This window comes from Serratia sp. JKS000199 (assembly GCF_900215455.1).
GTDB lineage: Bacteria > Pseudomonadota > Gammaproteobacteria > Enterobacterales > Enterobacteriaceae > Serratia > Serratia ureilytica.
The window spans coordinates 629621-653792 of the sequence record NZ_LT907843.1; the positions used below are offsets into that span (position 1 = coordinate 629621).

24 protein-coding genes and 1 riboswitch are annotated in these 24172 nt (G+C 62.1%); of the genes, 15 read left to right on the plus strand and 9 right to left on the minus strand.

Annotated features, from left to right (window positions below):
- Positions 1-70: 70 nt before the first annotated feature.
- Positions 71-346: a metal/formaldehyde-sensitive transcriptional repressor gene (locus tag CPH57_RS03095; protein WP_025301915.1), complete on the plus strand. Its 276-nt coding sequence runs from the start codon at positions 71-73 to the stop codon at positions 344-346.
- A 2-nt stretch (positions 347-348) separates the two neighbouring features.
- The gene (locus tag CPH57_RS03100) at positions 349-750 is read left to right on the plus strand and encodes a YkvA family protein (RefSeq protein ID WP_047025679.1); all 402 of its coding nucleotides are present in this window, start codon (positions 349-351) and stop codon (positions 748-750) included.
- Between the two features lie 4 nt (positions 751-754).
- Here the strand turns inward: CPH57_RS03100 and bioA are convergent, their stop codons facing one another.
- Positions 755-2029: an adenosylmethionine--8-amino-7-oxononanoate transaminase gene (gene bioA / locus CPH57_RS03105; protein WP_069100579.1), complete on the minus strand. Its 1275-nt coding sequence runs from the start codon at positions 2027-2029 to the stop codon at positions 755-757.
- An 88-nt stretch (positions 2030-2117) separates the two neighbouring features.
- Between bioA and bioB the strand changes: the two genes are divergently transcribed.
- From bioB to bioD, 4 genes are read left to right on the plus strand one after another with little or no spacing between them, the layout of a single operon-like run.
- Positions 2118-3155 (plus strand): biotin synthase BioB, encoded by a 1038-nt coding sequence (bioB, locus tag CPH57_RS03110; protein WP_031299723.1) that lies wholly within the window; start codon positions 2118-2120, stop codon positions 3153-3155.
- The gene (gene bioF, locus CPH57_RS03115) at positions 3155-4306 is read left to right on the plus strand and encodes an 8-amino-7-oxononanoate synthase (protein WP_096242022.1); all 1152 of its coding nucleotides are present in this window, start codon (positions 3155-3157) and stop codon (positions 4304-4306) included. The genes bioB and bioF overlap by 1 nt, the downstream gene beginning before the upstream one ends.
- Positions 4290-5057: a malonyl-ACP O-methyltransferase BioC gene (gene bioC, locus CPH57_RS03120; protein ID WP_089196738.1), complete on the plus strand. Its 768-nt coding sequence runs from the start codon at positions 4290-4292 to the stop codon at positions 5055-5057. Before bioF ends, bioC begins: the two co-directional genes overlap by 17 nt.
- Positions 5050-5730 carry a dethiobiotin synthase gene (gene bioD / locus CPH57_RS03125; RefSeq protein WP_033642233.1) on the plus strand — a complete coding sequence of 227 codons (681 nt, stop codon included), beginning with the start codon at positions 5050-5052 and terminating at the stop codon, positions 5728-5730. The genes bioC and bioD overlap by 8 nt, the downstream gene beginning before the upstream one ends.
- A 53-nt stretch (positions 5731-5783) precedes the next feature.
- Here bioD and CPH57_RS03130 read toward each other — a convergent pair whose 3' ends face one another.
- Together CPH57_RS03130 and CPH57_RS03135 are read right to left on the minus strand one after the other, a co-directional pair.
- The gene (locus tag CPH57_RS03130) at positions 5784-7418 is read right to left on the minus strand and encodes a hypothetical protein (RefSeq protein ID WP_047572298.1); all 1635 of its coding nucleotides are present in this window, start codon (positions 7416-7418) and stop codon (positions 5784-5786) included.
- Between the two features lie 129 nt (positions 7419-7547).
- The gene (locus CPH57_RS03135) at positions 7548-8258 is read right to left on the minus strand and encodes an ATP-binding cassette domain-containing protein (protein WP_089196740.1); all 711 of its coding nucleotides are present in this window, start codon (positions 8256-8258) and stop codon (positions 7548-7550) included.
- Between the two features lie 1113 nt (positions 8259-9371).
- Here CPH57_RS03135 and uvrB point away from each other — a divergent pair.
- Together uvrB and CPH57_RS03145 are read left to right on the plus strand one after the other, a co-directional pair.
- Positions 9372-11384, plus strand: coding sequence for an excinuclease ABC subunit UvrB (gene uvrB / locus CPH57_RS03140; RefSeq protein WP_033642236.1), 2013 nt, complete (start codon positions 9372-9374; stop codon positions 11382-11384).
- 100 nt (positions 11385-11484) lie between these two features.
- Positions 11485-11751 (plus strand): VF530 family DNA-binding protein, encoded by a 267-nt coding sequence (locus tag CPH57_RS03145; RefSeq protein WP_004939783.1) that lies wholly within the window; start codon positions 11485-11487, stop codon positions 11749-11751.
- A gap of 6 nt (positions 11752-11757) precedes the next feature.
- On the opposite strand, the gene yvcK is transcribed toward CPH57_RS03145, so the two are convergent.
- Positions 11758-12675, minus strand: coding sequence for a uridine diphosphate-N-acetylglucosamine-binding protein YvcK (yvcK, locus tag CPH57_RS03150; RefSeq protein WP_033642237.1), 918 nt, complete (start codon positions 12673-12675; stop codon positions 11758-11760).
- 336 nt (positions 12676-13011) lie between these two features.
- Positions 13012-13156: riboswitch (molybdenum cofactor riboswitch) on the plus strand.
- On the opposite strand from yvcK, the gene moaA reads away from it, so the two are divergent.
- The 6 genes from moaA to CPH57_RS03180 all read left to right on the plus strand — a co-directional run bounded on the left by moaA (position 13143) and on the right by CPH57_RS03180 (position 16705).
- Positions 13143-14129: a GTP 3',8-cyclase MoaA gene (moaA, locus tag CPH57_RS03155; RefSeq protein WP_033641045.1), complete on the plus strand. Its 987-nt coding sequence runs from the start codon at positions 13143-13145 to the stop codon at positions 14127-14129. (Overlaps the previous riboswitch by 14 nt.)
- A gap of 24 nt (positions 14130-14153) precedes the next feature.
- Positions 14154-14669 carry a molybdenum cofactor biosynthesis protein B gene (gene moaB / locus CPH57_RS03160; RefSeq protein ID WP_033642238.1) on the plus strand — a complete coding sequence of 172 codons (516 nt, stop codon included), beginning with the start codon at positions 14154-14156 and terminating at the stop codon, positions 14667-14669.
- 3 nt (positions 14670-14672) lie between these two features.
- A complete protein-coding gene (gene moaC, locus CPH57_RS03165) occupies positions 14673-15152 on the plus strand; it encodes a cyclic pyranopterin monophosphate synthase MoaC (protein ID WP_025301929.1) in 480 nt (159 codons plus the stop codon).
- On the plus strand, positions 15149-15394 hold the full coding sequence (gene moaD, locus CPH57_RS03170; protein ID WP_004939768.1) for a molybdopterin synthase sulfur carrier subunit: 246 nt from the start codon (positions 15149-15151) through the stop codon (positions 15392-15394). The genes moaC and moaD overlap by 4 nt, the downstream gene beginning before the upstream one ends.
- A 2-nt stretch (positions 15395-15396) precedes the next feature.
- The gene (moaE, locus tag CPH57_RS03175) at positions 15397-15864 is read left to right on the plus strand and encodes a molybdopterin synthase catalytic subunit MoaE (RefSeq protein ID WP_033642239.1); all 468 of its coding nucleotides are present in this window, start codon (positions 15397-15399) and stop codon (positions 15862-15864) included.
- 130 nt (positions 15865-15994) lie between these two features.
- Entirely contained in the window at positions 15995-16705 is a 711-nt protein-coding gene (locus tag CPH57_RS03180) for a Bax inhibitor-1/YccA family protein (protein ID WP_004939761.1), read from the plus strand.
- 69 nt (positions 16706-16774) lie between these two features.
- Here CPH57_RS03180 and CPH57_RS03185 read toward each other — a convergent pair whose 3' ends face one another.
- From CPH57_RS03185 to cecR, 5 genes are read right to left on the minus strand one after another with little or no spacing between them, the layout of a single operon-like run.
- The gene (locus tag CPH57_RS03185) at positions 16775-17881 is read right to left on the minus strand and encodes an ABC transporter permease (protein WP_047572292.1); all 1107 of its coding nucleotides are present in this window, start codon (positions 17879-17881) and stop codon (positions 16775-16777) included.
- A 12-nt stretch (positions 17882-17893) separates the two neighbouring features.
- A complete protein-coding gene (locus tag CPH57_RS03190) occupies positions 17894-19048 on the minus strand; it encodes an ABC transporter permease (RefSeq protein ID WP_042783887.1) in 1155 nt (384 codons plus the stop codon).
- Complete coding sequence (locus CPH57_RS03195) at positions 19045-20781, minus strand: ATP-binding cassette domain-containing protein (RefSeq protein ID WP_096242023.1); 1737 nt, start codon at positions 20779-20781, stop codon at positions 19045-19047. Before CPH57_RS03195 ends, CPH57_RS03190 begins: the two co-directional genes overlap by 4 nt.
- An 8-nt stretch (positions 20782-20789) precedes the next feature.
- Complete coding sequence (gene hlyD / locus CPH57_RS03200) at positions 20790-21776, minus strand: secretion protein HlyD (RefSeq protein ID WP_033652365.1); 987 nt, start codon at positions 21774-21776, stop codon at positions 20790-20792.
- Between the two features lie 18 nt (positions 21777-21794).
- Complete coding sequence (cecR, locus tag CPH57_RS03205) at positions 21795-22493, minus strand: transcriptional regulator CecR (protein WP_033642245.1); 699 nt, start codon at positions 22491-22493, stop codon at positions 21795-21797.
- A gap of 297 nt (positions 22494-22790) precedes the next feature.
- Between cecR and rhlE the strand changes: the two genes are divergently transcribed.
- A complete protein-coding gene (gene rhlE / locus CPH57_RS03210) occupies positions 22791-24170 on the plus strand; it encodes an ATP-dependent RNA helicase RhlE (protein WP_042783890.1) in 1380 nt (459 codons plus the stop codon).
- The last annotated feature ends 2 nt before the right edge of the window (positions 24171-24172 follow it).

Here is a 24172-nt window from a genome sequence, read left to right on the forward strand (position 1 = left end):
TCCTCAGCAAAAGATAGTGTGCTGAAATATACTATACCCCAGTATAGTAAATAACAATCAGGCGGAAATGATGAGCCATACCCACAGAGATCAAAAGAAGCTGTTGGCGCGGGTGCGCCGCATTAAAGGGCAGGCCGAAGCGCTGGAGCGCGCGCTGGAGAGCGGCGGCGAATGTTCGGCTGTTCTGCAGCAGATCGCGGCGGTGCGCGGCGCGGTCAACGGCCTGATGGCGCAGGTGCTGGAAGGGCATGTGCGCGAACATCTGGCTGCCGCGGACGCTACGCCGCAGCAGCGCGAGCAGGACATCGAGCAATTGATGACCGTTTTACGTTCTTATATGAAGTAATCATGATTTCACTGAAAAAACGCACGCCGTGGTTCGGCTGGCTGCGCCGTTGGGCCAAAGGCATCAAGCGCGATATCTACGCGCTGTGGCTGGCCGCCCGTGATAAGCGCACCCCGTGGTACGCCAAGCTGATCGCGCTGCTGGTCGCCGGCTATGCGATCTCACCGATCGATCTGATCCCGGATTTTATTCCGGTGCTGGGCTATCTGGACGATGTGATCATCGTGCCGTTGGGCATCATGTTGGCGGTGCGGCTGATCCCCAAACCGCTGATGGCCGAGCTGCGCGAGAAGGCGCAAAAGCGCGTCGATAATCCCACCGGCCGCATGGCGGCGGCGATGATCATTGTACTGTGGCTGCTGTGTTTGGGATTGCTGGCCCGCTATCTGGACCAGCATTGGTAAGGCATTAACGCGCGGCGGCGGCGACGGCGGCGGTCAGGCGGCTGAGCTGGTCCGCTTCGATGATGTAAGGCGGCATCAGGTAAATCAGCTTGCCGAACGGCCGGATCCATACCCCGCGCTCGACGAACCCGCGCTGCAGCTCGGCGACATCCACCGGTTCGCGCATCTCAAGCACCCCAATCGCGCCCAGCACCCGCACGTCGGCCACCTTCGGCAGCGCCGCCAACGGCAACAGTTCCCGCTTTAACTGGGTTTCGATGGCGCTCACCTGCGCCTGCCAGCGATTTTCCGCCAGCAGCGCCAGACTGGCGTCCGCCACGGCGCAGGCCAGCGGATTGCCCATAAAGGTTGGCCCGTGCATAAAGCAGCCGGCCGCGCCGTTGCTGATGGTCTCCGCCACATGGCGGGTAGTCAAGGTGGCGGAAAGGGTCATATAGCCGCCGGTCAGCGCCTTGCCCAGACAGAGAATGTCCGGCACCACCTGCGCGTGCTCGCAGGCGAACAGCTTGCCGGTGCGGCCGAAACCGGTGGCGATCTCGTCGGCGATCAGCAGCACCTGATGGCGATCGCACAGCTCGCGCACCCGCTTGAGATAGGTCGGATGGTAGATGCGCATGCCGCCGGCGCCTTGCACCACCGGTTCCAGAATCACCGCCGCCACTTCACCGGCGTGCTGCTCCAGCAGCGCGGCGAACGGCGCGATATCCTCTTCACGCCATTCCTCGTCGAAGCGGCACTGCGGCGCGGTGGCGAACAGGTGCGGCGCCAGATACCCCTGATAGAGGCTGTGCATCGAGTTGTCCGGATCGCAGACCGACATCGCGCCGAAGGTATCGCCGTGATAGCCGTGGCGCAGCGTCAGGATGCGCTGCCGGCGCTCGCCGCGCGCCTGCCAGTACTGCAGCGCCATTTTCAGCGACACTTCTACCGCCACCGAACCAGAGTCCGCCAGGAACACGCACTGCAGTGCTTCCGGCGTCATTTCCACCAGCCGACGGCACAACGAGATGGCGGCCGGATGGGTAATGCCGCCGAACATCACGTGCGACATCTTCTCCAACTGCTGGCTGGCGGCCTGATTCAGGCGCGGATGGTTGTAACCGTGGATCGCCGCCCACCAGGAGGACATGCCGTCCACCAGACTCCGGCCGTCCGCCAGCTGCAGTTCGACGCCGCTGGCCGATTCGATCGGGTAACAGGGTAACGGGCGGCTCATGGAGGTGTAGGGGTGCCAGATATGGCGTTGGTCAAACGCCAGGTCGGAAGCGGTGACAGACATTGTTGTAAACCAAATTGGATTAAGATTGGTTGACAGTATATCCACAATATTTAAACTGGCGACACTTTTTCGTTTTGGAGACGCCATGATGGCCGACCGCATTCACTGGACAGTAGGGCAAGCCCAGGCCCTGTTTGATAAACCGCTGCTGGAACTGCTGTTCGAAGCGCAAACCGTACACCGCCAGCACTTCGACCCGCGTCAGGTGCAGGTCAGCACGCTGCTGTCGATCAAGACCGGCGCTTGCCCGGAAGACTGCAAATACTGCCCGCAGAGCTCACGCTACAAGACCGGCCTGGAGTCGGAGCGGCTGATGCAGGTCGAGCAGGTGCTGGAATCGGCGCGCAAGGCCAAGGCGAACGGTTCGACCCGTTTTTGCATGGGCGCGGCGTGGAAGAACCCGCACGAGCGCGATATGCCTTATCTGCAGCAAATGGTGCAGGGCGTGAAAGCGATGGGCATGGAAACCTGCATGACGCTGGGCACATTGGATGGCACCCAGGCCGAGCGGCTGGCGGAGGCCGGGCTGGATTACTACAACCATAACCTCGACACCTCGCCGGAGTTCTACGGCAGCATCATCACCACCCGCAGCTACCAGGAGCGCCTGGATACGCTCGACAAGGTGCGCGACGCCGGCATCAAAGTGTGCTCCGGCGGCATCGTCGGGCTGGGTGAAACGGTGCGCGATCGCGCCGGGTTGCTGGTGCAGCTGGCCAACCTGCCAAAACCACCGGAGAGCGTGCCGATCAACATGTTGGTGAAGGTGAAAGGCACGCCGCTGGCGGATAACGATGACGTCGATCCGTTTGATTTCATCCGCACCATCGCGGTGGCGCGCATCATGATGCCATCTTCTTATGTCCGTCTCTCCGCAGGCCGCGAACAGATGAACGAACAGACGCAGGCGATGTGCTTCATGGCCGGCGCCAACTCGATCTTCTACGGTTGCAAGCTGCTGACCACGCCGAATCCGGAAGAAGACAAAGACCTGCAGCTGTTCCGCAAGCTGGGGCTCAACCCGCAGCAGACCGCAACCGAACACGGCGACAACCAGCAACAGCAGGTGCTGGCCAAGCAACTGCTGAACGCCGATACCGCCGAGTTTTACAACGCGGCGCCGTGATGAGCTGGCAGCAACGCATCGAGCAGGCGCTGGCTGAGCGGCGCCTGAACGCCGCCTACCGCCGGCGACAGACCACCGAGGGCGGCAACGGCCGCCAGATCCGGCTCGGCGATCGTCTCTATCTGAACTTCTCGGGCAACGACTACCTGGGCTTGAGCCAGGATGCGCGGGTGATCGCCGCCTGGCAGCAGGGCGCGCAGCGTTACGGCGTCGGCAGCGGCGGTTCGGGCCACGTGACCGGTTTTAGCGCAGCGCATCAGGTGCTGGAAGAGCAACTGGCGGCGTGGCTCGGCTATCCGCGCGCGCTGCTGTTCATCTCCGGCTACGCCGCCAACCAGGCGGTGCTGGCGGCGTTGATGCAAAAGGGCGATCGCATTTTGGCCGATCGTCTCAGCCATGCCTCGCTGCTGGAGGCGGCGGCGCAGTCGCCGGCCGAGCTGCGCCGGTTCCAGCACAATCAACCGCAGGCCTTGGCGGATCTGCTGGCCAAACCCTGCGACGGGCAGCGGCTGGCGGTCACCGAAGGGGTGTTCAGCATGGATGGCGACGGCGCGCCGTTGGCGGAGCTGCATCGCTTAACCCGTGCGGCGGGCGCCTGGCTGATGGTGGATGACGCCCACGGCATCGGCGTGCGCGGTGAGCAAGGCCGCGGCAGTTGCTGGCAGCAGGGTGTGCGCCCTGAACTGCTGGTGGCGACCTTCGGCAAGGCGTTCGGCATCAGCGGCGCGGCGGTGCTGTGCGATGAGGCGACCGCCGAGTATCTGCTGCAGTTCGCCCGCCATCTGATCTACAGCACCGCGATGCCGCCGGCGCAGGCCTGCGCGCTGCAGGCGGCGCTGGTCTGCATTCGAGAGGGCGATGACCTGCGCGCCCGGCTGCAGGACAACATTCGGCGTTTCCGCCAGGGCGCGGCGCCGCTGGCGCTGACCCTGACGGATTCCGACACCGCCATCCAGCCGCTGCTGGTGGGGGATAATCAGCGCGCGCTCGATCTGGCGACCCGCCTGCGCGAGTGCGGCCTGTGGGTGAGCGCCATCCGTCCGCCGACGGTGCCCCCGGGCGGCGCACGGCTGCGCATTACCCTGACGGCGGCGCATCAGCCGCAGGACATCGATCGCCTGCTGGAGGTGCTGAATGACGTCAGCCAATGACACAGTGAACAAACAGGCGGTCGCCTCGGCCTTCAGCCGCGCGGCCGGCAGCTACGACGCCGCCGCCGAGCTGCAGCGTGACGTTGGCGAGCGCTTACTGGGGATGGGGAGTTCCCACCCGGGCGAACAGCTGCTGGACGCCGGCTGCGGCACCGGCTATTTCAGCCGTATGTGGCGTGAGCGCGGCAAACGGGTGACCGCGCTCGATTTGGCGCCGGGCATGCTGGACGTCGCCCGCCAACGGCAGGCGGCGCATCATTATCTGCTGGGCGATATCGAACAGGTGCCGCTGCCCGATGCGGCGATGGACATCTGTTTCAGCAGCCTGGTGGTGCAGTGGTGCAGCGATCTACCTGCCGCGCTGGCGGAGCTGTATCGCGTGACCCGTCCCGGCGGCGTGATCCTGTTTTCCACGCTGGCGGCGGGCTCGCTGCAGGAATTGGGGGACGCCTGGCAACAGGTGGACGGCGAACGTCACGTGAACGCCTTTTTGCCGTTGACGCAGATCCGCACCGCCTGCGCCGCCTATCGACACGAGCTGGTGACGGAGTTGCGCACCCTGAACTACCCGGACGTGATGACGCTGATGCGTTCGCTCAAGGGCATCGGGGCGACGCATTTGCATCAGGGGCGTGAGGGCGGCCTGATGTCGCGTGGCCGCCTCGCCGCGCTGCAGGCGGCTTACCCGTGCCGGCAGGGGCAGTTCCCGCTCAGCTATCATCTGGCTTATGGAGTGATTTATCGTGAGTAAACGTTGGTTCGTGACCGGCACCGACACCGAAGTGGGGAAAACCGTCGCCAGCAGCGCCTTGCTGCAGGCCGCCAACCGGGCGGGCTACCGCAGCGCCGGCTATAAGCCGGTGGCCTCCGGCAGCGAGATGACCGCCGAGGGGCTGCGCAACGGCGACGCGCTGGCGCTGCAGGCCAACAGCGGTGTGGCGCTGGATTACGACGAAGTGAACCCTTACGTATTTGCCGAACCGACCTCGCCGCATATCGTCAGCGCCGATGAAGGCCGGCCGATCGACGCGGCGCGGCTGTCCGACGGCCTGCGCCGGCTGGAGCAGCGCGCCGACTGGGTGCTGGTCGAGGGGGCCGGCGGGTGGTTTACCCCGTTGTCGGCGGAGTACACCTTCGCCGACTGGGTGCGGCAAGAGCAACTGCCGGTGATCCTGGTGGTGGGCATCAAGCTGGGCTGCATCAACCACGCGGTGCTGACGGCCCAGGCGGTGCAACAGGCCGGGCTGACGCTGGCCGGTTGGATCGCCAACGACGTGGCGCCGCCGGGGCGGCGGCATCAGGAATACCTGGCTACGCTGCGCCGTATGCTGCCCGCGCCGCTGCTGGGCGAAATCCCGCACCTGCCGCAGGCCGAACGGGCGCCGCTGGGGCAGTATCTGGATATCAGCTTGCTGGCGCAGTGAGAGGTTCTGGCTGATGAATCACAACGCCGGGTCTTATGACCCGGCGTTGGCTTTTACATAGCGGTAATACAGGCGTTATCGAGATAAAGCACGCCATTTTTCGCCAGGGCAAACAGGTTGAACGTCAGGATGACATGGGTCGCCCAGACCGGGACTTTTCGTCGATTGGCGTTGAAACGATATTCGGTGTACTCGGCGTAAGCATCGGCTTTCAAGGCGGCGTCCCAGGCTGCCGGCGCGGCTTTGGCGACGAGCGAGACGCCGTTGTCCGCATGGTCCTGGATACAGGCATATTGCAGCGTCGCGAACAGATTGCCGGTACCGCCGTTGACCGTTTTCAGGGTAAAACAGGCGCCCAGCTGCTCATATTGCGCGGCGGGCACGATCACTCTCACTCCGGCGTTGGTATTGGCGTTGCCCAACTTGGTCACTTTCAGGGCATTGCTGCCGTTGACGCCCGCGCCGGCTTCGATACTGATAGTCACTGCGTCTGAGGTAAAGGGCTCGCTGATCGTGCCGCCTGTCACTTCCCAGCCAAACGGCTTAGCGGAAAAGGCGAACTCACCGTCTTTTAACTTGTTATTCACGGCGCCGACCAGCGTCTGGATCCCGGCGCCACCCCCACCGCCATCCAGTCGGCTATTGACGATGACAAAGTCGCCGGTACCGCTGAAATAGCGGCCGCTGGCGGTTCGTACGCCATAGAACTTCACGCTGTCGACGATAATCCCGCTACTGCCGGCCTCGGCGTAAAACAGCGACGCTTGCGCCAGTCGGCCGCCGGCGACGATGATTTCGCCGCCGTGAATCAACAGCGATGCATTTTGATTGGCGCTGCAACGGAAGGGAATTTCCGTGAGCGGACTATTACCGTTGTTGAATTCCATATGGCAGCCATGCAATTCAATGCTACCGGCCTCAACGTCGGCAATCGAGCCGGCATAGTCGATCGAAGTGCCGAACAGGCGGAAGGCGCCGTTGGGGTTAGCGTTGCGAACGGCCAGCCCCTGGGAATTGCCGAGGGTGCCACCGAAGAAGTTGATGCCTTCGCCGAAGTTTTGGGCGCCGCTGTTCGTTGAAGGCATATGCAGGCACTCAAAACAGCGAATGACTTCACAGGCGTAGTGGTGGGCGATATAGGCATTGGTACCGTAGTACAGGCCGTAGTAGAAGCCGGAAATATAGACGTTATTGACGGAAAAGTTGCCCTGCGGGCCTTCAGGCGAATCGAAACGGACGCCGTCGATATAGGTGTATTCGATCGTCGTTTCATCTTTGCTGTTGTTAATCCTGGCGCCGATGCCCTTTACGGTGAAATCTTTCATGATAGGCGCCGGGCGAATAGGAACGTTGTTATCCAGCGCGCCGTTGCTGGTATAGCAGCGCAGGAAATAGTTATGGTCGCTTTCCGTGCCGTTGGGGATCTCGGTAGTGACGTTGACGCCGTTGCCGTCGATATAGACGAATCCGACATTGATATCGGTTTTAGGCGCCGTCCAAAGGGCAAAAGGCGCGGCGAATCTGACAATCGCAGGGCGTTTTAACGTTTTGATGATAAAGTCTTGTGCGCCGACCAGTTCGTCGCGCGAACTGACGTAAATGCCTTCAATATTAAGACGTTCCTGCAGGCTCCAGTTTTTGTTGTGCAAATCCGCGTATTGAATAAATGCCGCGTTGTTGTCTGTCATGCTTACATCCCTCGATATTATGGTGTCGGTGTGACCCCTATCGAGTATGAAAAGATGGCCGGCCCATGCCTATTGGGCGCAGACCGGCCGTGACTGATACAACAGCAACCTAATCGCTAACCCGAGCACTCACTCCGCCAGCCCGGCGCCGATCAGCGCCTCATCCAGCTGCGCCAGCGCGCCGTGCGCCACGGTGCGCCCGCTATCGAGCAGACAAAAACGATCCGCCACCCGGCGCACGAACGGCAGCTGATGCTCTACCAGCAAAATGGTCATGCCCAACTCATAGTTGAGCCTGCGGATCACGTTGCCGATGTCGGCGGCGATCGAGGGCGGTACGCCCGTTGTCGGTTCGTCGAGGATCAGCAGCGCCGGCTCCTGCGCCAGCGCACGACCAATCGCCAACTGGCGCTGAGCGCCTTCGCACAGATCGCCGGCGCGGCGGGCGCGCATCTGGCGCAAATTGGGAAACAGGCTGTAGATCAGCGGCGGAATGCGGTAAGGGGCGCCGCGCACGGCCATCTGCGCCACTTGCAGATTCTCTTCCACGCTCAGCTGCGAGAAGAGTTGCCGCCCTTGCGGGACGTGGCTGATGCCGAGTGCGGCGCGGCGCTCCATCGGTTGCAGCAGCAGGTTTTGCGGCGGCTGATCCGCCGGCTGCCAGGTCATGCTGCCGCTCACCACCGGCAAATGCCCCATGATGCAGTTGACCAGCGTGGTCTTGCCCACGCCGTTGCGCCCGAGCAGCACGGTGCACTGGCCGCGCGGCAGCTCCAGGTTGATGTCCCACAGGGTATGATTTTGCCCGTAAAATTGATTGACCGATCTCAGACTCAGCATGTGGCATTCTCCTCATAGACATAGGCGCCCGTTCCACTCGTTGGTGGGGTGCTGCAAAGGCCGCATTGGCGGTTGATTTCCCGAGTGTGGCAATGTCCGGAACAAAATGCCGTCCCTCCGATTCACCTGAGCAATGTCTGCGGTGGACGGAAAGACAGTCAATATGTCGTGAAAAACGACGTTTATGACGACTTGGTGTCGTTCTCGCGCTTTTACGAGGCATAGCCAGGCGGCGGTTGCACGCCGCATTCGGCAGCGCATTATGCTGTCGCGCCTCGTTCGCACGCGGGAAGATAAAGCAACTCCCAGGCCAGTTTTGCCACTGGCCGAAAAGGGGGAGTGTTATCGCTTTGTTAACCGCCTGTCAGGCCCGACGCGCTCTGCCGCGGCGGCCTGAAAATACGCCGGGAAGTTAACCCGGACGTTTTTTGCACTCTTGTGGTGCTCTCCGGCGTGGGCGTGGTGCAAGGCGTTGCGCCGCCGTCAAGCGCGATCGGCGTGAAAGGGGGCAATGCGATTTTGGCAATGGGGATTTTTAGTATTAATCGGCATAAACAAAGCGATATTTTTATGAAAAAATAACTAAAAAAGCCATTTTGGCGAGTGTAAAGGGCGAAAAGCTTTCTTTCTGTAACTCCCGCCACGGGCGGGGCGGTGAGAGTTATCCACTATTCCTGTGGATAACCTTGTGCATTAGATTTAGAAAAACGCTGTAAAGCGAGAGCCGACGCGGGTTCTGTTCGCTTTGTCCGCAATCTCGTCTTTTTATTAAAACTATTAATTATCAATAAATTAACTAAAATCAAGACGCCAGGGCATTGATCGGGTTTCTATGTGTGATTTTTCGCCGCGGTGCTATCAATAAGTTAATTTTCGGCAAGTTCTGGGGATAAATCTGTTATTGACAATAAAAATGTCACCCCGCTGTAACCTCACGGTGCAACGGCGTTGCCGCGCTGCCGGGCGCAGCGACGAATCCGCTTGAAGCTGGTTTTATATCCAGTATCATGGGCACTGGCGCAAATCGCCGACACTTTCCATAATTAGGGGCCACGTCCGGCGTAGAGCCGGCTGGCCGCCTGAGCGCGCGCATCTCCACAGGGTAGCCGAGCAATGAGTAAACTTTTCAAACTGCATTCTGATTTCAAACCGGCCGGCGATCAGCCGGAAGCCATCCGCAAACTGGAAGAGGGGTTGGAAGACGGCCTGGCGCACCAGACGCTGCTGGGGGTAACCGGCTCGGGCAAAACGTTCACCATCGCCAACGTGATAGCCGATCTGAATCGGCCGACCATGGTGCTGGCGCCGAACAAGACGTTGGCGGCGCAGCTGTACGGCGAGATGAAAGAGTTTTTCCCGGAGAATGCGGTGGAGTACTTCGTCTCTTACTACGACTACTACCAGCCGGAAGCCTACGTGCCCAGCTCCGACACCTTCATTGAAAAAGACGCTTCGGTGAATGAGCACATCGAGCAGATGCGCCTTTCCGCCACCAAGGCGCTGCTGGAGCGGCGCGACGTGGTGGTGGTGGCGTCGGTGTCGGCGATCTACGGCCTGGGCGATCCGGATCTTTACCTGAAGATGATGCTGCATCTGACCAAGGGCATGATCATCGATCAGCGCTCCATTTTGCGCCGGCTGGCGGAGCTGCAGTATTCCCGCAACGATCAGGCTTTCCAGCGCGCCACCTTCCGCGTGCGCGGTGAGGTGATCGACATCTTCCCGGCGGAATCGGACGAGCTGGCGCTGCGCGTCGAGCTGTTCGACGACGAAGTGGAGCGGCTGTCGCTGTTCGATCCGCTGACCGGGCAGATTGAGCAGGTGGTGCCGCGTTTTACCATCTACCCGAAGTCGCACTACGTGACGCCGCGCGAGCGGATCATTCAGGCGATGGAAGAGATCAAGGTCGATCTGGCGGACCGCCGCAAGGTGCTGTTGGCCAACAACAAGCTGCTGGAAGAGCAGCGCCTGACGCAGCGCACCCAGTTCGATCTGGAGATGATGAACGAGCTGGGTTACTGCTCGGGCATCGAAAACTACTCGCGCTACCTTTCCGGGCGCGCCGAGGGCGAGCCGCCGCCGACGCTGTTCGATTACCTGCCGGCGGACGGCCTGCTGGTGGTCGACGAATCCCACGTCACCATTCCGCAAATCGGCGCGATGTTCAAGGGCGACCGCGCGCGCAAGGAAACGCTGGTGGAGTACGGTTTCCGCCTGCCGTCGGCGCTGGACAACCGCCCGCTGCGCTTCGAGGAGTTCGAGGCGCTGGCGCCGCAGACCATCTATGTCTCCGCCACGCCGGGCAAATATGAGCTGGAGAAATCCGGCGGCGATCTGATCGACCAGGTGGTGCGCCCGACCGGGCTGCTGGATCCGATCGTGGAAGTGCGGCCGGTCGCCACTCAGGTGGACGATCTGCTCTCCGAGATCCGCAAGCGTGCGGCGATCAACGAGCGCGTGCTGGTGACCACCCTGACCAAACGCATGGCGGAAGACTTGACCGAATACCTGGAAGAGCATGGTGAGCGCGTGCGCTACCTGCACTCGGATATCGACACCGTGGAACGCGTCGAAATCATTCGTGACCTGCGTCTGGGCGAGTTTGACGTGCTGGTGGGCATCAACCTGCTGCGTGAGGGGCTCGACATGCCTGAGGTGTCGCTGGTGGCGATTCTGGACGCCGACAAGGAAGGCTTCCTGCGTTCCGAACGTTCGCTGATCCAGACCATCGGCCGCGCGGCGCGTAATCTGAACGGCAAGGCGATCCTGTATGGCGATCGCATCACCGATTCGATGGCCAAAGCGATCGGTGAAACCGAGCGGCGGCGCGCCAAGCAGCAGGCTTACAACGAAGCCAACGGCATCGTGCCGCAGGGGCTGAACAAGAAGATCGGCGACATTCTGCAGATTGGCCAGCCGGTCAACCGCGCCAAGGGTAAAGGCAGGGGCAAGGCGGCGGACAGCGGCGCTCAGCTGCAGAACCTCACGCCGAAAGCGCTGGATCAGAAAATCCGCGATCTGGAAGCGCAGATGTATACCCATGCGCAAAATCTGGAGTTCGAGCAGGCGGCTGCGTTGCGCGACGAGATCCACCAGCTGCGCGAGCAGTTCATCGCGATTTCCTGACCGTTGGACGGCGCCCGCGCTGTGGGCGTCAAAATTCCTTGTCGGCCGCGTCAAAGCTGTTATGGTGTGCGGCCCGATTTGACCACGAAGAGTACCGAACATGAGCCAACACCAGTCTAAAGACCCGCTGCACGGCGTGACGCTGGAGCAACTGCTGAATAAACTGGTGGATCACTACGGTTGGTCCGAGCTGGGCGCGCGCATTCGCATCAACTGCTTCCGCAGCGATCCGAGCATCAAGTCCAGTCTGAAATTTTTGCGTCGCACGCCCTGGGCGCGTAAAGAGGTGGAAGATCTGTATATCGATATGGTCAGCCATCCCGCCCCAGCCAGCGATAATCCCTGGCTGCGCGGGCGAGACGGTTAAATTCGGTTAGCGGCGGTCGGCCAGCTCTACCAGCGCTTGATCCAGCGCCTGGCGCAGCAGCTGGCGATCGTGGCGATAAGGGATGTCGCTCGCTTCCAGCGGTTGCTGAATCACCACCCGATCCTGCACTTCACTGGCGTCCACCGCCGGGCCGACGATCAGCGCATCGATCATTCTGCGGCCGATCTTCTCTTCCATCAGCGTCAGCTTATCCTTTAACGACAGCGCCGCGGCGGCCACGCTCAGCTCGCGGCCGAGGTTGCCGATATAGATCATGCTGGCGCTGCTGCGGCGCAGCGCCTGGGTGAGATCGTCGAGCAGCAGCAGCGGCATCAGGCTGGTGAGAAAACTGCCCGGCCCAATCAGGATCACGTCGGCCTGCGCGATGGCGTCCAGCGCTTCGCGCGTGGCGTTGACCGGGGGAGACAGCATCAGCTCCTGCGGCATATGAGTCAGTTGGTCAACATTCACTTCACCGTAAACATGGTTGCCTTCGTGATCGTGCGCCATCAAATCCACCGGCTGTTCCGACATCGGGATCAACGCCGCGTCCACCTTCAACAGGCTGCGCACCAGGTTGATCGCTTCCAGCGGGCGCACGCTCAGGTGATCCAGCGCTTTCAACATCAGGTTGCCGAGGTTATGGCCGGCCAGTTCGCCGTTGCCGCTGAAGCGGTATTCGAACATCGCCGAGGCGACGCTCGGCTCGGTGATCAGCTGGTTGAGACAGTTGCGGGTATCGCCCCAGGCAATGCCGCCTTCCGAACGGCGGATGCGGCCGGTGGAACCGCCGTTGTCGGTGGTGGTAACGATGCCGGTCAGGCGGGAGCCTAAGGACGACAGGGCCGACATCACACGGCCCAGGCCGTGTCCGCCGCCCAACGCCACCACGCGGTCGAGATCGGCCAGGGTACGATTACGCATAAATTTCCTTACAAAGGGGCTGAACTGCCCGCATAAGGTAGCGGATCCGGCGTAAAAACGCGATATACCCGTTATCCTTGACGTTGCCTCTGGGGGGAGCGGGCTTGCCGTCGGGAGGCGACGCCCATTATTTAGGGGATAAAGAGTGCCATTTGCGTGATTCTGGTCAATTCGCCCGCGTAAGCGATGTTTATCATGGTTTACCCGATTACGCGGCGTCTAAAAACGCTGTATAGACAGTTATATAGCGAATTAACGCGTTGGCTATCGTTGCCGATTAGCGCTAGAATTCTGCTGAAAACCACGGTTTCATTCCGGCTACTCAAGGTAGCGGGAAGAGAAATCAAACTCCTAGCCCCTGCGCCTACGTTGTTCATCCGGAACGATATGGCGCCTGGGCCGTGGCGAAGTCAGCCACCAGGGTGCAGAGGGGAAACGCTCGCATCTCCCGACTTTGGAAAGGTGTTATGGTACCGCAACTCATTGATGCTTATGAGCGCAAGTTCTATTACCTGCGCTTGTCGATCACCGACGTGTGCAACTTTCGTTGCACCTACTGTCTGCCCGACGGCTACAAGCCGAGCGGCAGCCCGAAAAGCTTCCTGTCGCTGGATGAAATCCGCCGCGTCAGCCGCGCGTTCGCCGAACTGGGCACCGAAAAGGTGCGTCTGACCGGCGGCGAGCCTTCGCTGCGCCGCGACTTTACCGAGATCATCGCCGCCGTGCGGGAAAATCCGGCCATTCGCACGCTGGCGGTCACCACCAACGGCTACCGTCTGGCGCGCGACGTCGCCGCCTGGCGTGACGCCGGTCTGACGGCGATCAACGTCAGCATCGACAGTCTGGATCCCCGCCAGTTTCACGCCATTACCGGTCAGGACAAGTTCCGCCAGGTGATGGACGGCATCGACGCCGCCTTCAGCGCCGGTTTCAGCAAGGTCAAGGTCAACGCCGTGCTGATGCGCGACGTCAATCACCAGCAACTCGGCGCGTTTCTCGCCTGGATCAAGGATCGGCCGATCCAGTTGCGCTTTATCGAACTGATGGAAACCGGCGAGGGGGGCGAACTGTTTCGCAAACACCACGTTTCCGGCGAAGTGATTCGCCGGCAGTTGGAGCAGCAGGGTTGGCAGCGCCAGGCGCGTGGCCGCAGCGACGGCCCGGCGCAGGTGTTCAGCCACCCGGACTACCAGGGTGAGGTGGGTCTTATCATGCCGTATGAAAAAGACTTCTGCGCCAGCTGCAACCGGCTGCGCGTTTCTTCCATCGGCAATCTGCATCTGTGCCTGTTCGGCGAGCAGGGGGTGCCCCTGCGCGATCTGCTGGCGGACGACGGCCAGCTCGACGCGCTGAAGGCGCGCATTCAGAGCGGGCTGCTGAGCAAGAAGCAGACCCATTTCCTGCATCAGGGCAACAGCGGGATCACCCAGAACCTGTCGTTTATCGGCGGCTGACAGCCAATAGGAGCTTATTGAACCATGAGCCATGCGAGCAGCGAGTTTATTCCGGCGCATATCGCCATCCTGACCGTGTCCGACAGCCGCGGCGCGGCGGAAGACACCTCCGGCCAATATCTGCAGGAAGCGGCGCAGGAAGCCGGCCATCAGGTGGTGGATCGCGCCATCGTCAAAGATGACATTTACCAGATCCGCGCACGGGTTTCCGCGTGGATCGCCGATGACAACGTGCAGGCGGTGCTGATCACCGGCGGCACCGGTTTTACCGCGCGCGACAACACGCCGGAAGCGCTGTTGCCGCTGTTCGACAGAGAGGTGGAAGGGTTCGGCGAACTGTTCCGCATGGTGTCGTACGAAGAGATCGGCACCGCGACGATCCAGTCGCGCGCGCTGGCCGGCCTGGCCAACCGCACGGTGATTTTCGCCATGCCGGGCTCCACCCGCGCCTGCCGCACCGCCTGGGAGCGGATTATCGAAGAGCAGTTGGACGCGCGCCATCGCCCGTGCAACTTCCAGCCCCATTTGAAGAAGCCCTGAGTCATGACACAGCTAACCCACATTAACGCCGCCGGCGAAGCCCATATGGTCGACGTTTCCGCCAAGGCCGAAACGGTGCGTGAGGCGCGCGCCGAAGCCTTCGTCGACATGCTGCCCGCCACGCTGGCGATGATCGTCGACGGCAGCCATCACAAGGGCGACGTGTTCGCCACGGCGCGCATCGCCGGCATTCAGGCGGCCAAACGCACCTGGGAACTGATCCCGCTGTGCCACCCGCTGATGTTGAGCAAGGTCGAAGTGCAGCTGGAGGCGCAAACGGAGCACAGCCGGGTGCGCATTGAAACCTGCTGCCGGCTGACCGGCAAAACCGGCGTCGAGATGGAAGCGCTGACCGCCGCCTCGGTGGCGGCATTGACCATCTATGACATGTGCAAAGCGGTACAGAAAGACATGGTGATCGGCCCGGTGCGCCTGCTGGCGAAAAGCGGCGGCAAATCCGGCGATTTTAAGGTGAACGCATGATCGATATTCTTTTCTTCGCGCAGGTGCGCGAACTGGTGGGCACTGGCGCGCTGTCGATGCCGGCGGATTACCCGACCGTCGAGGCGCTGCGCCAGGCGCTGTGCGCGCGCGGCGATCGCTGGGCGCTGGCGCTGGAGTCCGGCAAACTGCTGGCGGCGGTCAATCAGTCGCTGGTGGCGGCGGATCACCCGCTGCGCGCCGGCGATGAAGTGGCCTTCTTCCCGCCGGTTACCGGGGGGTAAGCATGGAAAACACCCGCATTCGCGTGGGCGAAGCGCCGTTCAACGTCGGCGACGAGTATCAGTGGCTGGCGCAGTGCGACGCCGACGGCGCGGTGGTGACCTTCACCGGCAAGGTGCGCAACCATAACCTCGGGGACGACGTCAGCGCGCTGACGCTGGAACACTACCCCGGCATGACCGAGAAGGCGCTGGCGGAGATCGTGGCCGAGGCGCGCAGCCGTTGGCCGCTGCAGCGCGTGACGGTGATCCACCGCGTCGGCGCGCTGTATCCCGGCGACGAGATCGTGTTCGTCGGCGTGACCGGCGCGCACCGCGGCATGGCGTTCGCCGCCAGCGAGTTCATCATGGACTACCTGAAGACCCGCGCACCGTTCTGGAAGCGCGAAGCGACCGGCCAGGGCGATCGTTGGGTGGACGCTCGCGATAGCGATCGTCAGGCCGCGCAGCGCTGGCACGACGCGGCTAAATAACGCCTCAACAGCGGAAACAAATCAAGACCTTTGCCGCTTTCGCGCGGCCTATTCTGTGGTACGCTTATAGCAGGCGAAGCCCCGTTCGAGGGGCTTCGGAATCTTGTTTACTACGCAAAAGGTAACCGTCATGGACCGATATCCACGCTCTAATGGTTCAATCGTCGAACGTGCCAACAGCGGCATTCAGGCCTACATGGCGCAGGTTTACGGCTGGATGACCTGCGGTCTGCTGCTGACGGCGTTCGTTTCCTGGTATGCGGCCAATACGCCCGCGATCCTCAACTTCATCTTCTCCAGTCAGATCACCTTCTTCGGTCTGATCATCGCCCAGTTGGCGCTGGTGTTCGTGATTTCCGGCATGGTCAACCGCCTGAGCGGCGCGGTGGCCACCTCGCTGTTCATGCTGTACTCGGCGCTGACCGGGCTGACGCTGTCGAGCATCTTCATCGCGTACACCTACAGCTCGATCGCCAGCACTTTCGTCGTCACCGCCGGCATGTTCGGCGCGATGAGCCTGTACGGCTACACCACCAAGCGCGATCTGAGCGGCTTCGGCAGCATGTTGTTCATGGCGCTGATCGGCATCGTGCTGGCTTCGCTGGTGAACATCTGGCTGAAAAGCACCGCGCTGATGTGGGCGATTACCTACATCGGAGTGGTGGTGTTCGTCGGCCTGACCGCGTACGACACGCAGAAACTCAAGGCGATGGGCGAGCAGCTGAACGCCGATGATAAAGACGGCTTCCGCAAGTACGCCATCGTCGGCGCGCTGACGCTGTATCTCGACTTCATCAACCTGTTCCTGATGTTGCTGCGCATTTTCGGCAACCGCCGCTAAATCCGTCGTCTCTCATGCCTTAGGGTATCTGCGATCAAAAAGCTCTGCATGTGACATGCAGAGCTTTTTTTATGCGATTTTGCGGCGGAACAGCGCATAGGCGGCGCTGCCGGTGGTGGCGGTGATCACCAGCAGCGGCCACAGGCTGTGCCAGATGATGCTGAAACTGGCGTCCTTCAGGTAGATCTGCTTGGTGATGTCGGTGAAGTGGCGTATCGGGTTCACCCAGGTCAGATCCTGCAGCCACACCGGCATATTCTCCACCGGCGAGACGTAACCCGAGAGCAGGATCGCCGGCATCATGAACACGAACACGCCGATGAACGCCTGCTGCTGAGTGGCGCACAGCGACGAGATCAGCAGGCCGAAACCGACCAGCGACAGCCCGTAGATCAGCATGGTGGCGTAGAACAGCAGCAGCGATCCGGCGAACGGGATCTGGTACAGGAAGATGCCGATCAACAGCACGATGCTGGCCTGGAAGCTGGCGACGATCAGCGCCGGCACCGCCTTGCCGATAAAGATTTGCCAGGTGGTGAGCGGCGAGACCAGCAGCTGTTCCAGCGTGCCCTGTTCGCGCTCGCGCGCCACCGACAGCGAGGTGACGATCAGCACGCCGATGGTGGTGATCATGGCGATCAGCGACGGCACCACGAACCATTTGTAGTCCAGATTCGGGTTATACCAGTTGCGTACCACCAGTTCGCTGTTGTTGGGTTTCGCGCGGTTGCCGAGCAGCTCGTTCTGATATTCCTGCACGATCTGCTGCACGTAGTTGGCGGCGATCTGCGCGCTGTTGGAGTTGCGCCCGTCGAGCAGCAGCTGCAGCGGCGCGGTATTGCCGGTGGCGATATCGCGCGAGAACTGCGCCGGGAAGCGGATCAGCAGCAGCGCCCGCTGGTTGTCGATGGTGGTCTTTATCTCCTGCGGATTGCGCAGCAGCAGGACATGGGAGAAGGCTTTGGCCTTGGCGAAGCGTTGGGTCAGCTCTACCGAGGCCTGGCCGCTGTCCTCGCTGTAGACCGCGATGGTGGCGTTGGTGACTTCCAGCGTCGCGGCGAACGGGAACAGCAGCACCTGCAGGATCACTGGCATGATTAAAATGGCGCGGGTTTGCGGATCGCGCAGCAGCGCCTGCATTTCCTTGATGATGAGCGTCAACAGACGATGAAACATCGCTCTTTCTCCTCAATCCAGCCGGCGCTGGGTTTTCCAGGCCGTCAGGCCGATGAACACCACGGCGGAAGCGATCAGGAACAACAGATTGATCGCCAGCACGGTGCCGACGTTGCCCGCCAGGAACAGCGTTTGCAGCGTGCTGACGAAGTAGCGCGCCGGAATGATGTAGGTCACCGCGCGTACGATGGCCGGCATGCTGTCGATCTGGAAGATGAAGCCGGACAGCATGATCGACGGCAGGAAGGCGGCGTTCAGCGCCACCATCGCCGCGTTGAACTGGTTGCGGGTGAGGGTGGAGATCAGCAGGCCCATGCCGAGGGTGCTGGCGAGGAACAGGCTGCTGATCAGCAGCAGGATCGGCAGCGAACCGCGATAGGGCACGCCGAGCACCCAGACCGCCACCGCCATGCACAGCGCCATGGCGATCATGCCGAGGAAGTAATACGGGATCAGCTTGGAGAGCAGCAGCTCGCTGCGCGTCACCTGGGTGGAGAGCAGGGCTTCCATGGTGCCGCGCTCCCATTCGCGGGCGATCACCAGCGAGGTGAGAATGGCGCCGATCACCGTCATGATGATGGTGATGGCGCCGGGAATGATGTAGTGCCGGCTGATGGCCGCCGGGTTGAACCAGTAGCGCATCTGCACGTCAATCAGCGGCTTGTCGTTGCTCCCCCGATCGGCGGCGCGCTGCTGCTGCCAAACTTGCCATACGCCCTGGGCATAGCCCTGCACGAAGTTGGCGGTATTCGGCTCGCTGCCGTCGGTGATCACCTGGATGGGGGCGCTGTCGTGCGGGCGCGCCATGCGCTGGTCGAAATCCACCGGGATCACCACCAGGCCGCGGATCGTGCCGGCCTGCATCTGCTGGATCAACTGCTGGCGGTTGTCGCTGATGGTCGGTTCGATATAGGGCGAACCGGCGAACGCCTGGGCCAGATCGCGCGCGTCTTCGCTCTGTTGCTCCATCAGAATGCCCAGATGCAGCTTGCTGGAGTCCAGGTTGATGCCGTAGCCGAAGATAAACAGCAGCATCAGCGGGATAACGAAGGCGATCAGGCCGCTGCTGGGATCGCGCAGTATTTGCCGCGTCTCCTTCAGGCACAGCGCGCGCAGTCGGCGCCAGGAGAAGCCGCCGTCGTCGATTGGGGCTCGGTTGTCGCTCACCGCGGTTCCTCCTCGTCGTAGCCCTGCACCAGTTCGATAAACGCCTGTTCCATCGAGGGGTTGGGGTTGTCGTCGCGCGCTACCTGTTGTTTGAGATCGTCCGGCGTGCCGGCGGCGATGATCTTGCCGCGATACACCAGGCCGATGCGGTCGCAGTATTCCGCCTCGTCCATAAAGTGGGTGGTCACCATCACCGTGACGCCCTTGTCGACCATGCCGTTGATGTGCAGCCAGAACTCGCGCCGCGTCAGCGGATCGACACCGGAGGTCGGTTCGTCGAGGAACAGAATATCCGGTTCGTGCATCAGCGCGCAGGCCAGCGCCAGGCGTTGCTTGAAGCCGAGCGGCAGGGCATCCGGCGTCTGATCGAGGATCGGCGCGAAGTTGAAGGCGCGGGACATCTCGTCGATTTTGTCGCGCTGCGCCTTGCCGCTCAGGCCGTAGACGCCGGAGAAGAACTTCAGATTCTGCGCCACCGTCAGGTTGCCGTACAGCGAGAATTTTTGCGCCATGTAGCCGAGGCGTTGGCGCGCCTTGCCGGAACTGGTCTTCAGATCCATCCCCAGCACCAGCGCCTTGCCGCCGGACGGCACCAGCAGGCCGCACATCATTTTGAAGGTGGTGGACTTGCCGGCACCGTTCGGGCCGAGCAGGCCGAAGATTTCGCCGCGCCGCACCTGAAAATCGACGTGATCGGTGGCGGCGAAATCGCCGAATTTCTTGGTCAGCTGCACCGCTTCGATCACCGTTTCACCGCTTTCTCCGTCAACGGTCGGCATGATCTCCGCCAGCGCCGAGCGATGGTTGGGGCCGCCGCCGAGCAGATCGATAAACGCATCCTCGAAGCGCGGATCCGCTTCGTCCAGTTCGGCGTCCGGCAGATCCAGCGTCTGCAGCAGCTGCCGATGATCTTCGCCTTCTTTCAGGATCAGGCGCAGGTACTTGCCCTGGATCACGCCGTCGGTGACCGCCGGCAGGCAGATCGCCCGCTGCAGCAACGATCGATGGCTGCCGGGCGGCGCGGCGATCAATACCGTGCGTCCGGCCATGCGCTGGGTCAGATCCTGCGGCGCGCCGCTGAACAGCAGCTCGCCCTCGTTGAGCAGCAGCACTTCGCGACACTGCTCGGCCTCGTCGAGATAAGAGGTGCTCCACAGGATCAACATGCCGTCATTGGCCAGCTCGTGCACCATGCGCCACAGCTCGCGGCGCGAGATCGGATCGACGCCGACGCCCGGTTCGTCCAGCAGCAGCACCTGGGGTTCGCCCACCAGCGTGCAGGCCAGTCCCAGTTTTTGCTTCATGCCGCCGGACAGCTTGCCCGCCAGACGCCCGGTGAAGCGGGTCAGATCGGTGAATTTCAGCAGCCGTTCGAAGGTCTGGCGGCGAAGATCGCCGGTGACGCCGCGCAGATCGGCGTACAGCGTCAGGTTCTCTATCACCGTCAGATCCTCATACAGCCCGAATTTCTGCGGCATGTAGCCGAGGATCGCATGCAGTTGGCGATCCTGGCCGATCGGATCCAGCCCGGCGACCCGCAGTTTGCCGCTGCTTGGCTTCAGCAGCCCGGCCAGCATGCGCAGCAGGGTGGTTTTGCCGGCGCCGTCCGGGCCGACCAGCCCGATGACCGCGCCGCTGCGCAGGGTGGTGGTCAGGCTGGCGACCGCCGGTTTCTCAAGCGACGGGAAGCGCTTTTCCAGCCCTTCCAACTCGATGGTGTGCGCCTGTTCCATAGCCGGCCTCAGGGTTTGGCGAAGCGCAGGGTGACCGGCATGCCCTGACGCAGCGCATCGTCGGCGTCGGTGACGATCACCCGCAGGCGGTACACCAGATCGGTGCGCAGATCCGGCGTTTCAACGCTTTTCGGCGTGAATTCCGCGGTCGGCGAGACGAAACCGATCTTGCCGTGGTAGGGCTTGCCGGGGCGGCCGTCGGTGTAGATCTCCAGCTCGGTGCCGGGCACCGCCTGGTTCAGGCTGGTTTCGTTGACGTAGGCGCGCACCCACACCGGCCGGGTCAACGACAGGGTGAACACCGTGCCGCCGGCGCCGAGCATGGTGCCCGGCTCTACCGCACGGGTCAGCACCGTGCCGGCGGAAGGGGAGAGCAGCGTGGCGTCTTGCAGGTTCAATTGCGCCTGCGCCAACGCCGCTTCGCTTTGCGCCACCTCGGCCTTGGCCTGTTCAATCTCTTGCGGGCGGTTGCCGCTGCGGTATTGCGACAGTTTGTCTTTCGCCGCTTGCAGATTGGCCTGCGCCTGATTGCGGGCGGTGCGCGCATCCTCCAGCGCGTCGGCGGAGGTGGCGTTTTTCGCCCACAGCCCTTGCTGGCGCTTCAGGAAACTGTCGGCGTAGGCGAAAGCGGACTGGCGCTGCGCCATTTCTGACTGCACCTGGGCTATCTCTTCGCTGCGATAGCCGGCCTGCAGCAGCGACAGTTTGGCGCGCGCGCTGCCGACGTTGGCTTCGGCCTGTTGCAGCGCGTTGCGGTAGGGAGCATCGTCCAGCTTGCCGAGCAGCTGGCCCGGCTGAACGGTATCGCCTTCATCCACCGTCAGCGACGCCAGGCGGCCGTCGACGCGAAAGCCGAGGTTGACCGTGCGGATATCGACGTTTCCGTACAGCGTCAGCGGCCGCTCTTGCTGCTGTTGGTAATGCCATACCCCGTAAGCGACGGCCGCGATCAGCAGAATCAACAACACGATCAAGGCACTGCGTTTTTTGTTCATAACACTCCCTGCCTGAATTTACGCGCCGTGACGTTGGCGCAGCCCAATAACTAAAATCTCGATATGCTCGCTCAGCACCGCCGCGATTTGCGCCGCTTCGCCCTCACCAATCTCTTGCCAGCCGGCCTGACGGCGGATGGTCTCCCGCGCTACGCGGAACGACAACACCTCGCCAATCAGCGCATGGGTATGCAACACGAGGCGGGCGGCGCGTTCGTCGATGCCGGTGGCGGCCGACAGCAGGCGGCACAGCCGTTCGTGCATCGGCGCGATCACTTGGCGGTGGATCAGCGGATAGGCGTCGGTTGGGGCGAGCTGTTCGCGCGACATGATTTTGCTCAGATTCAGCGTGTGCGGCTGGGTCATCAGCTCGCTGAAGGCCAGTAGGCCACGCTGCAGCAAACGCAGCGCCGCGTCGGGCGATCGCTGTGCGGCAGGCTGCTGCCCAAAGCGATCGACCTCTTCGGCCAGCGGGGCGAATGCCTGCTGGATGAAATCGGCGAGCGACTGCGCCACGGCCAGATACAGCCCCTCTTTGGAGCTGAAGTAGTAGGTGATGGCGGCGATATTCTGGCCGGCGCGCTGGGCGATATCGCGGGTGGTGGCGCCCTGCAGGCCATATTCACCGAACAGGTCGGTCGCCGCGGCGAGCAGTTGCCGGCGCGTTTGCTCGCCGCGCGCCCGGCCGGCGGCCTGATGAGGGACGGAAGCTGGCATAGGTCACGCTCAAAGTTAATCAATCATATGATTAACTTTATGCCAGATTGTTTAAAACGCAACCGCTAACCACAATGAGTTATGTGACCGACTTCAGATAATGCTGAATTTACGGCAGATTGTGCTCTCTGCACGTAAAAGTGCTTTTTATTGCGCGACTTCTGTTACAATCGCCGCCTGGTGCACTGCAGTTTGTGCCAATCCCTCGTGGTCATGCTTAATGCCCCGTCTGATCATCCTCCCAGGAAACTGCACCGAACACTGTTAGGTTAGGGGGGATCTGGAGTTTTTCTCTTTATGTCATTTGAAACCCTCGGCTTAAGTGCTGAAATTGTGCGCGCTGTTGAAGAACAGGGCTATCGCGAACCGACGCCAATTCAGCGTCAGGCTATCCCTGTCGTGCTGGAAGGTCGTGACCTGATGGCCAGCGCCCAGACCGGCACCGGTAAAACCGCCGGTTTTACCCTGCCGCTGTTGCAGCTGCTGAGCAAGCATGACCATCCGGTCAAAGGCCGTCGCCCGGTGCGCGCGCTGATCCTGACGCCAACCCGTGAGCTGGCGGCGCAGATCGGCGAAAACGTCGATGCCTACAGCAAACACCTGCGCCTGCGTTCGCTGGTGGTGTTTGGCGGCGTGAGCATCAACCCGCAGATGATGAAGCTGCGCGGCGGCGTCGATATCCTGGTGGCGACGCCGGGGCGTCTGCTGGATCTGGAACATCAGAACGCGGTTGACCTGTCCAAAATCGAGATTCTGGTGCTGGACGAAGCGGACCGCATGTTGGACATGGGCTTTATCCATGACATCCGTCGCGTGCTGGCCAAGCTGCCGGCCAAGCGCCAGAACCTGCTGTTCTCCGCCACCTTCTCCGACGACATCAAGGCGCTGGCCAACAAACTGCTGCATAACCCGGCCTCGGTGGAAGTGGCTCGCCGCAATACCGCGTCCGAGCAGATCGAGCAGAGCGTGCACTTCGTCGACAAGAAGCGTAAGCGGGAACTGCTGTCGCAGATGATCGGCGAAGGCGACTGGAAACAGGTGCTGGTCTTTACCCGCACCAAGCACGGTGCCAACCACCTGGCGGAACAGCTGAACAAAGACGGCATCACCGCCGCGGCGATCCACGGCAACAAGAGCCAGGGCGCCCGTACCCGTGCGCTGGCCGATTTTAAAGACGGCCGCATCCGCGTGCTGGTGGCGACCGACATTGCGGCGCGCGGTCTGGATATCGACCAGTTGCCGCACGTGGTGAACTACGAGCTGCCTAACGTGCCGGAAGACTACGTGCACCGCATCGGCCGCACCGGCCGCGCGGAGCGTACCGGCGAAGCCATCTCGCTGGTGTGCGTGGATGAACACAAGCTGCTGCGCGACATCGAGCGTCTGCTGAAGCGTGAAATTCCGCGCATTGCGCTGCCGGGCTACGAGCCGGATCCGACCATCAAGGCCGAGCCGATCATCAACGGCCGCCAGGGTGGTGGACGCGGCGCGCCGCGCGGCAACGGCGGTGGCCAGCGTTCCGGTAACGGCGGCGGTCAGCGCAGCGGTAACGCCAACGGCGGCCAGCGTGAAAACCGTGGCAACGGTAACGGCAACGCTCGCCCGCAGGGTGACGGCCAGCGCCGTTCCGGCGCGCCGGCCTCGCGTCGCCCGCGCAACCGCAAACCGGCCGAATAAGC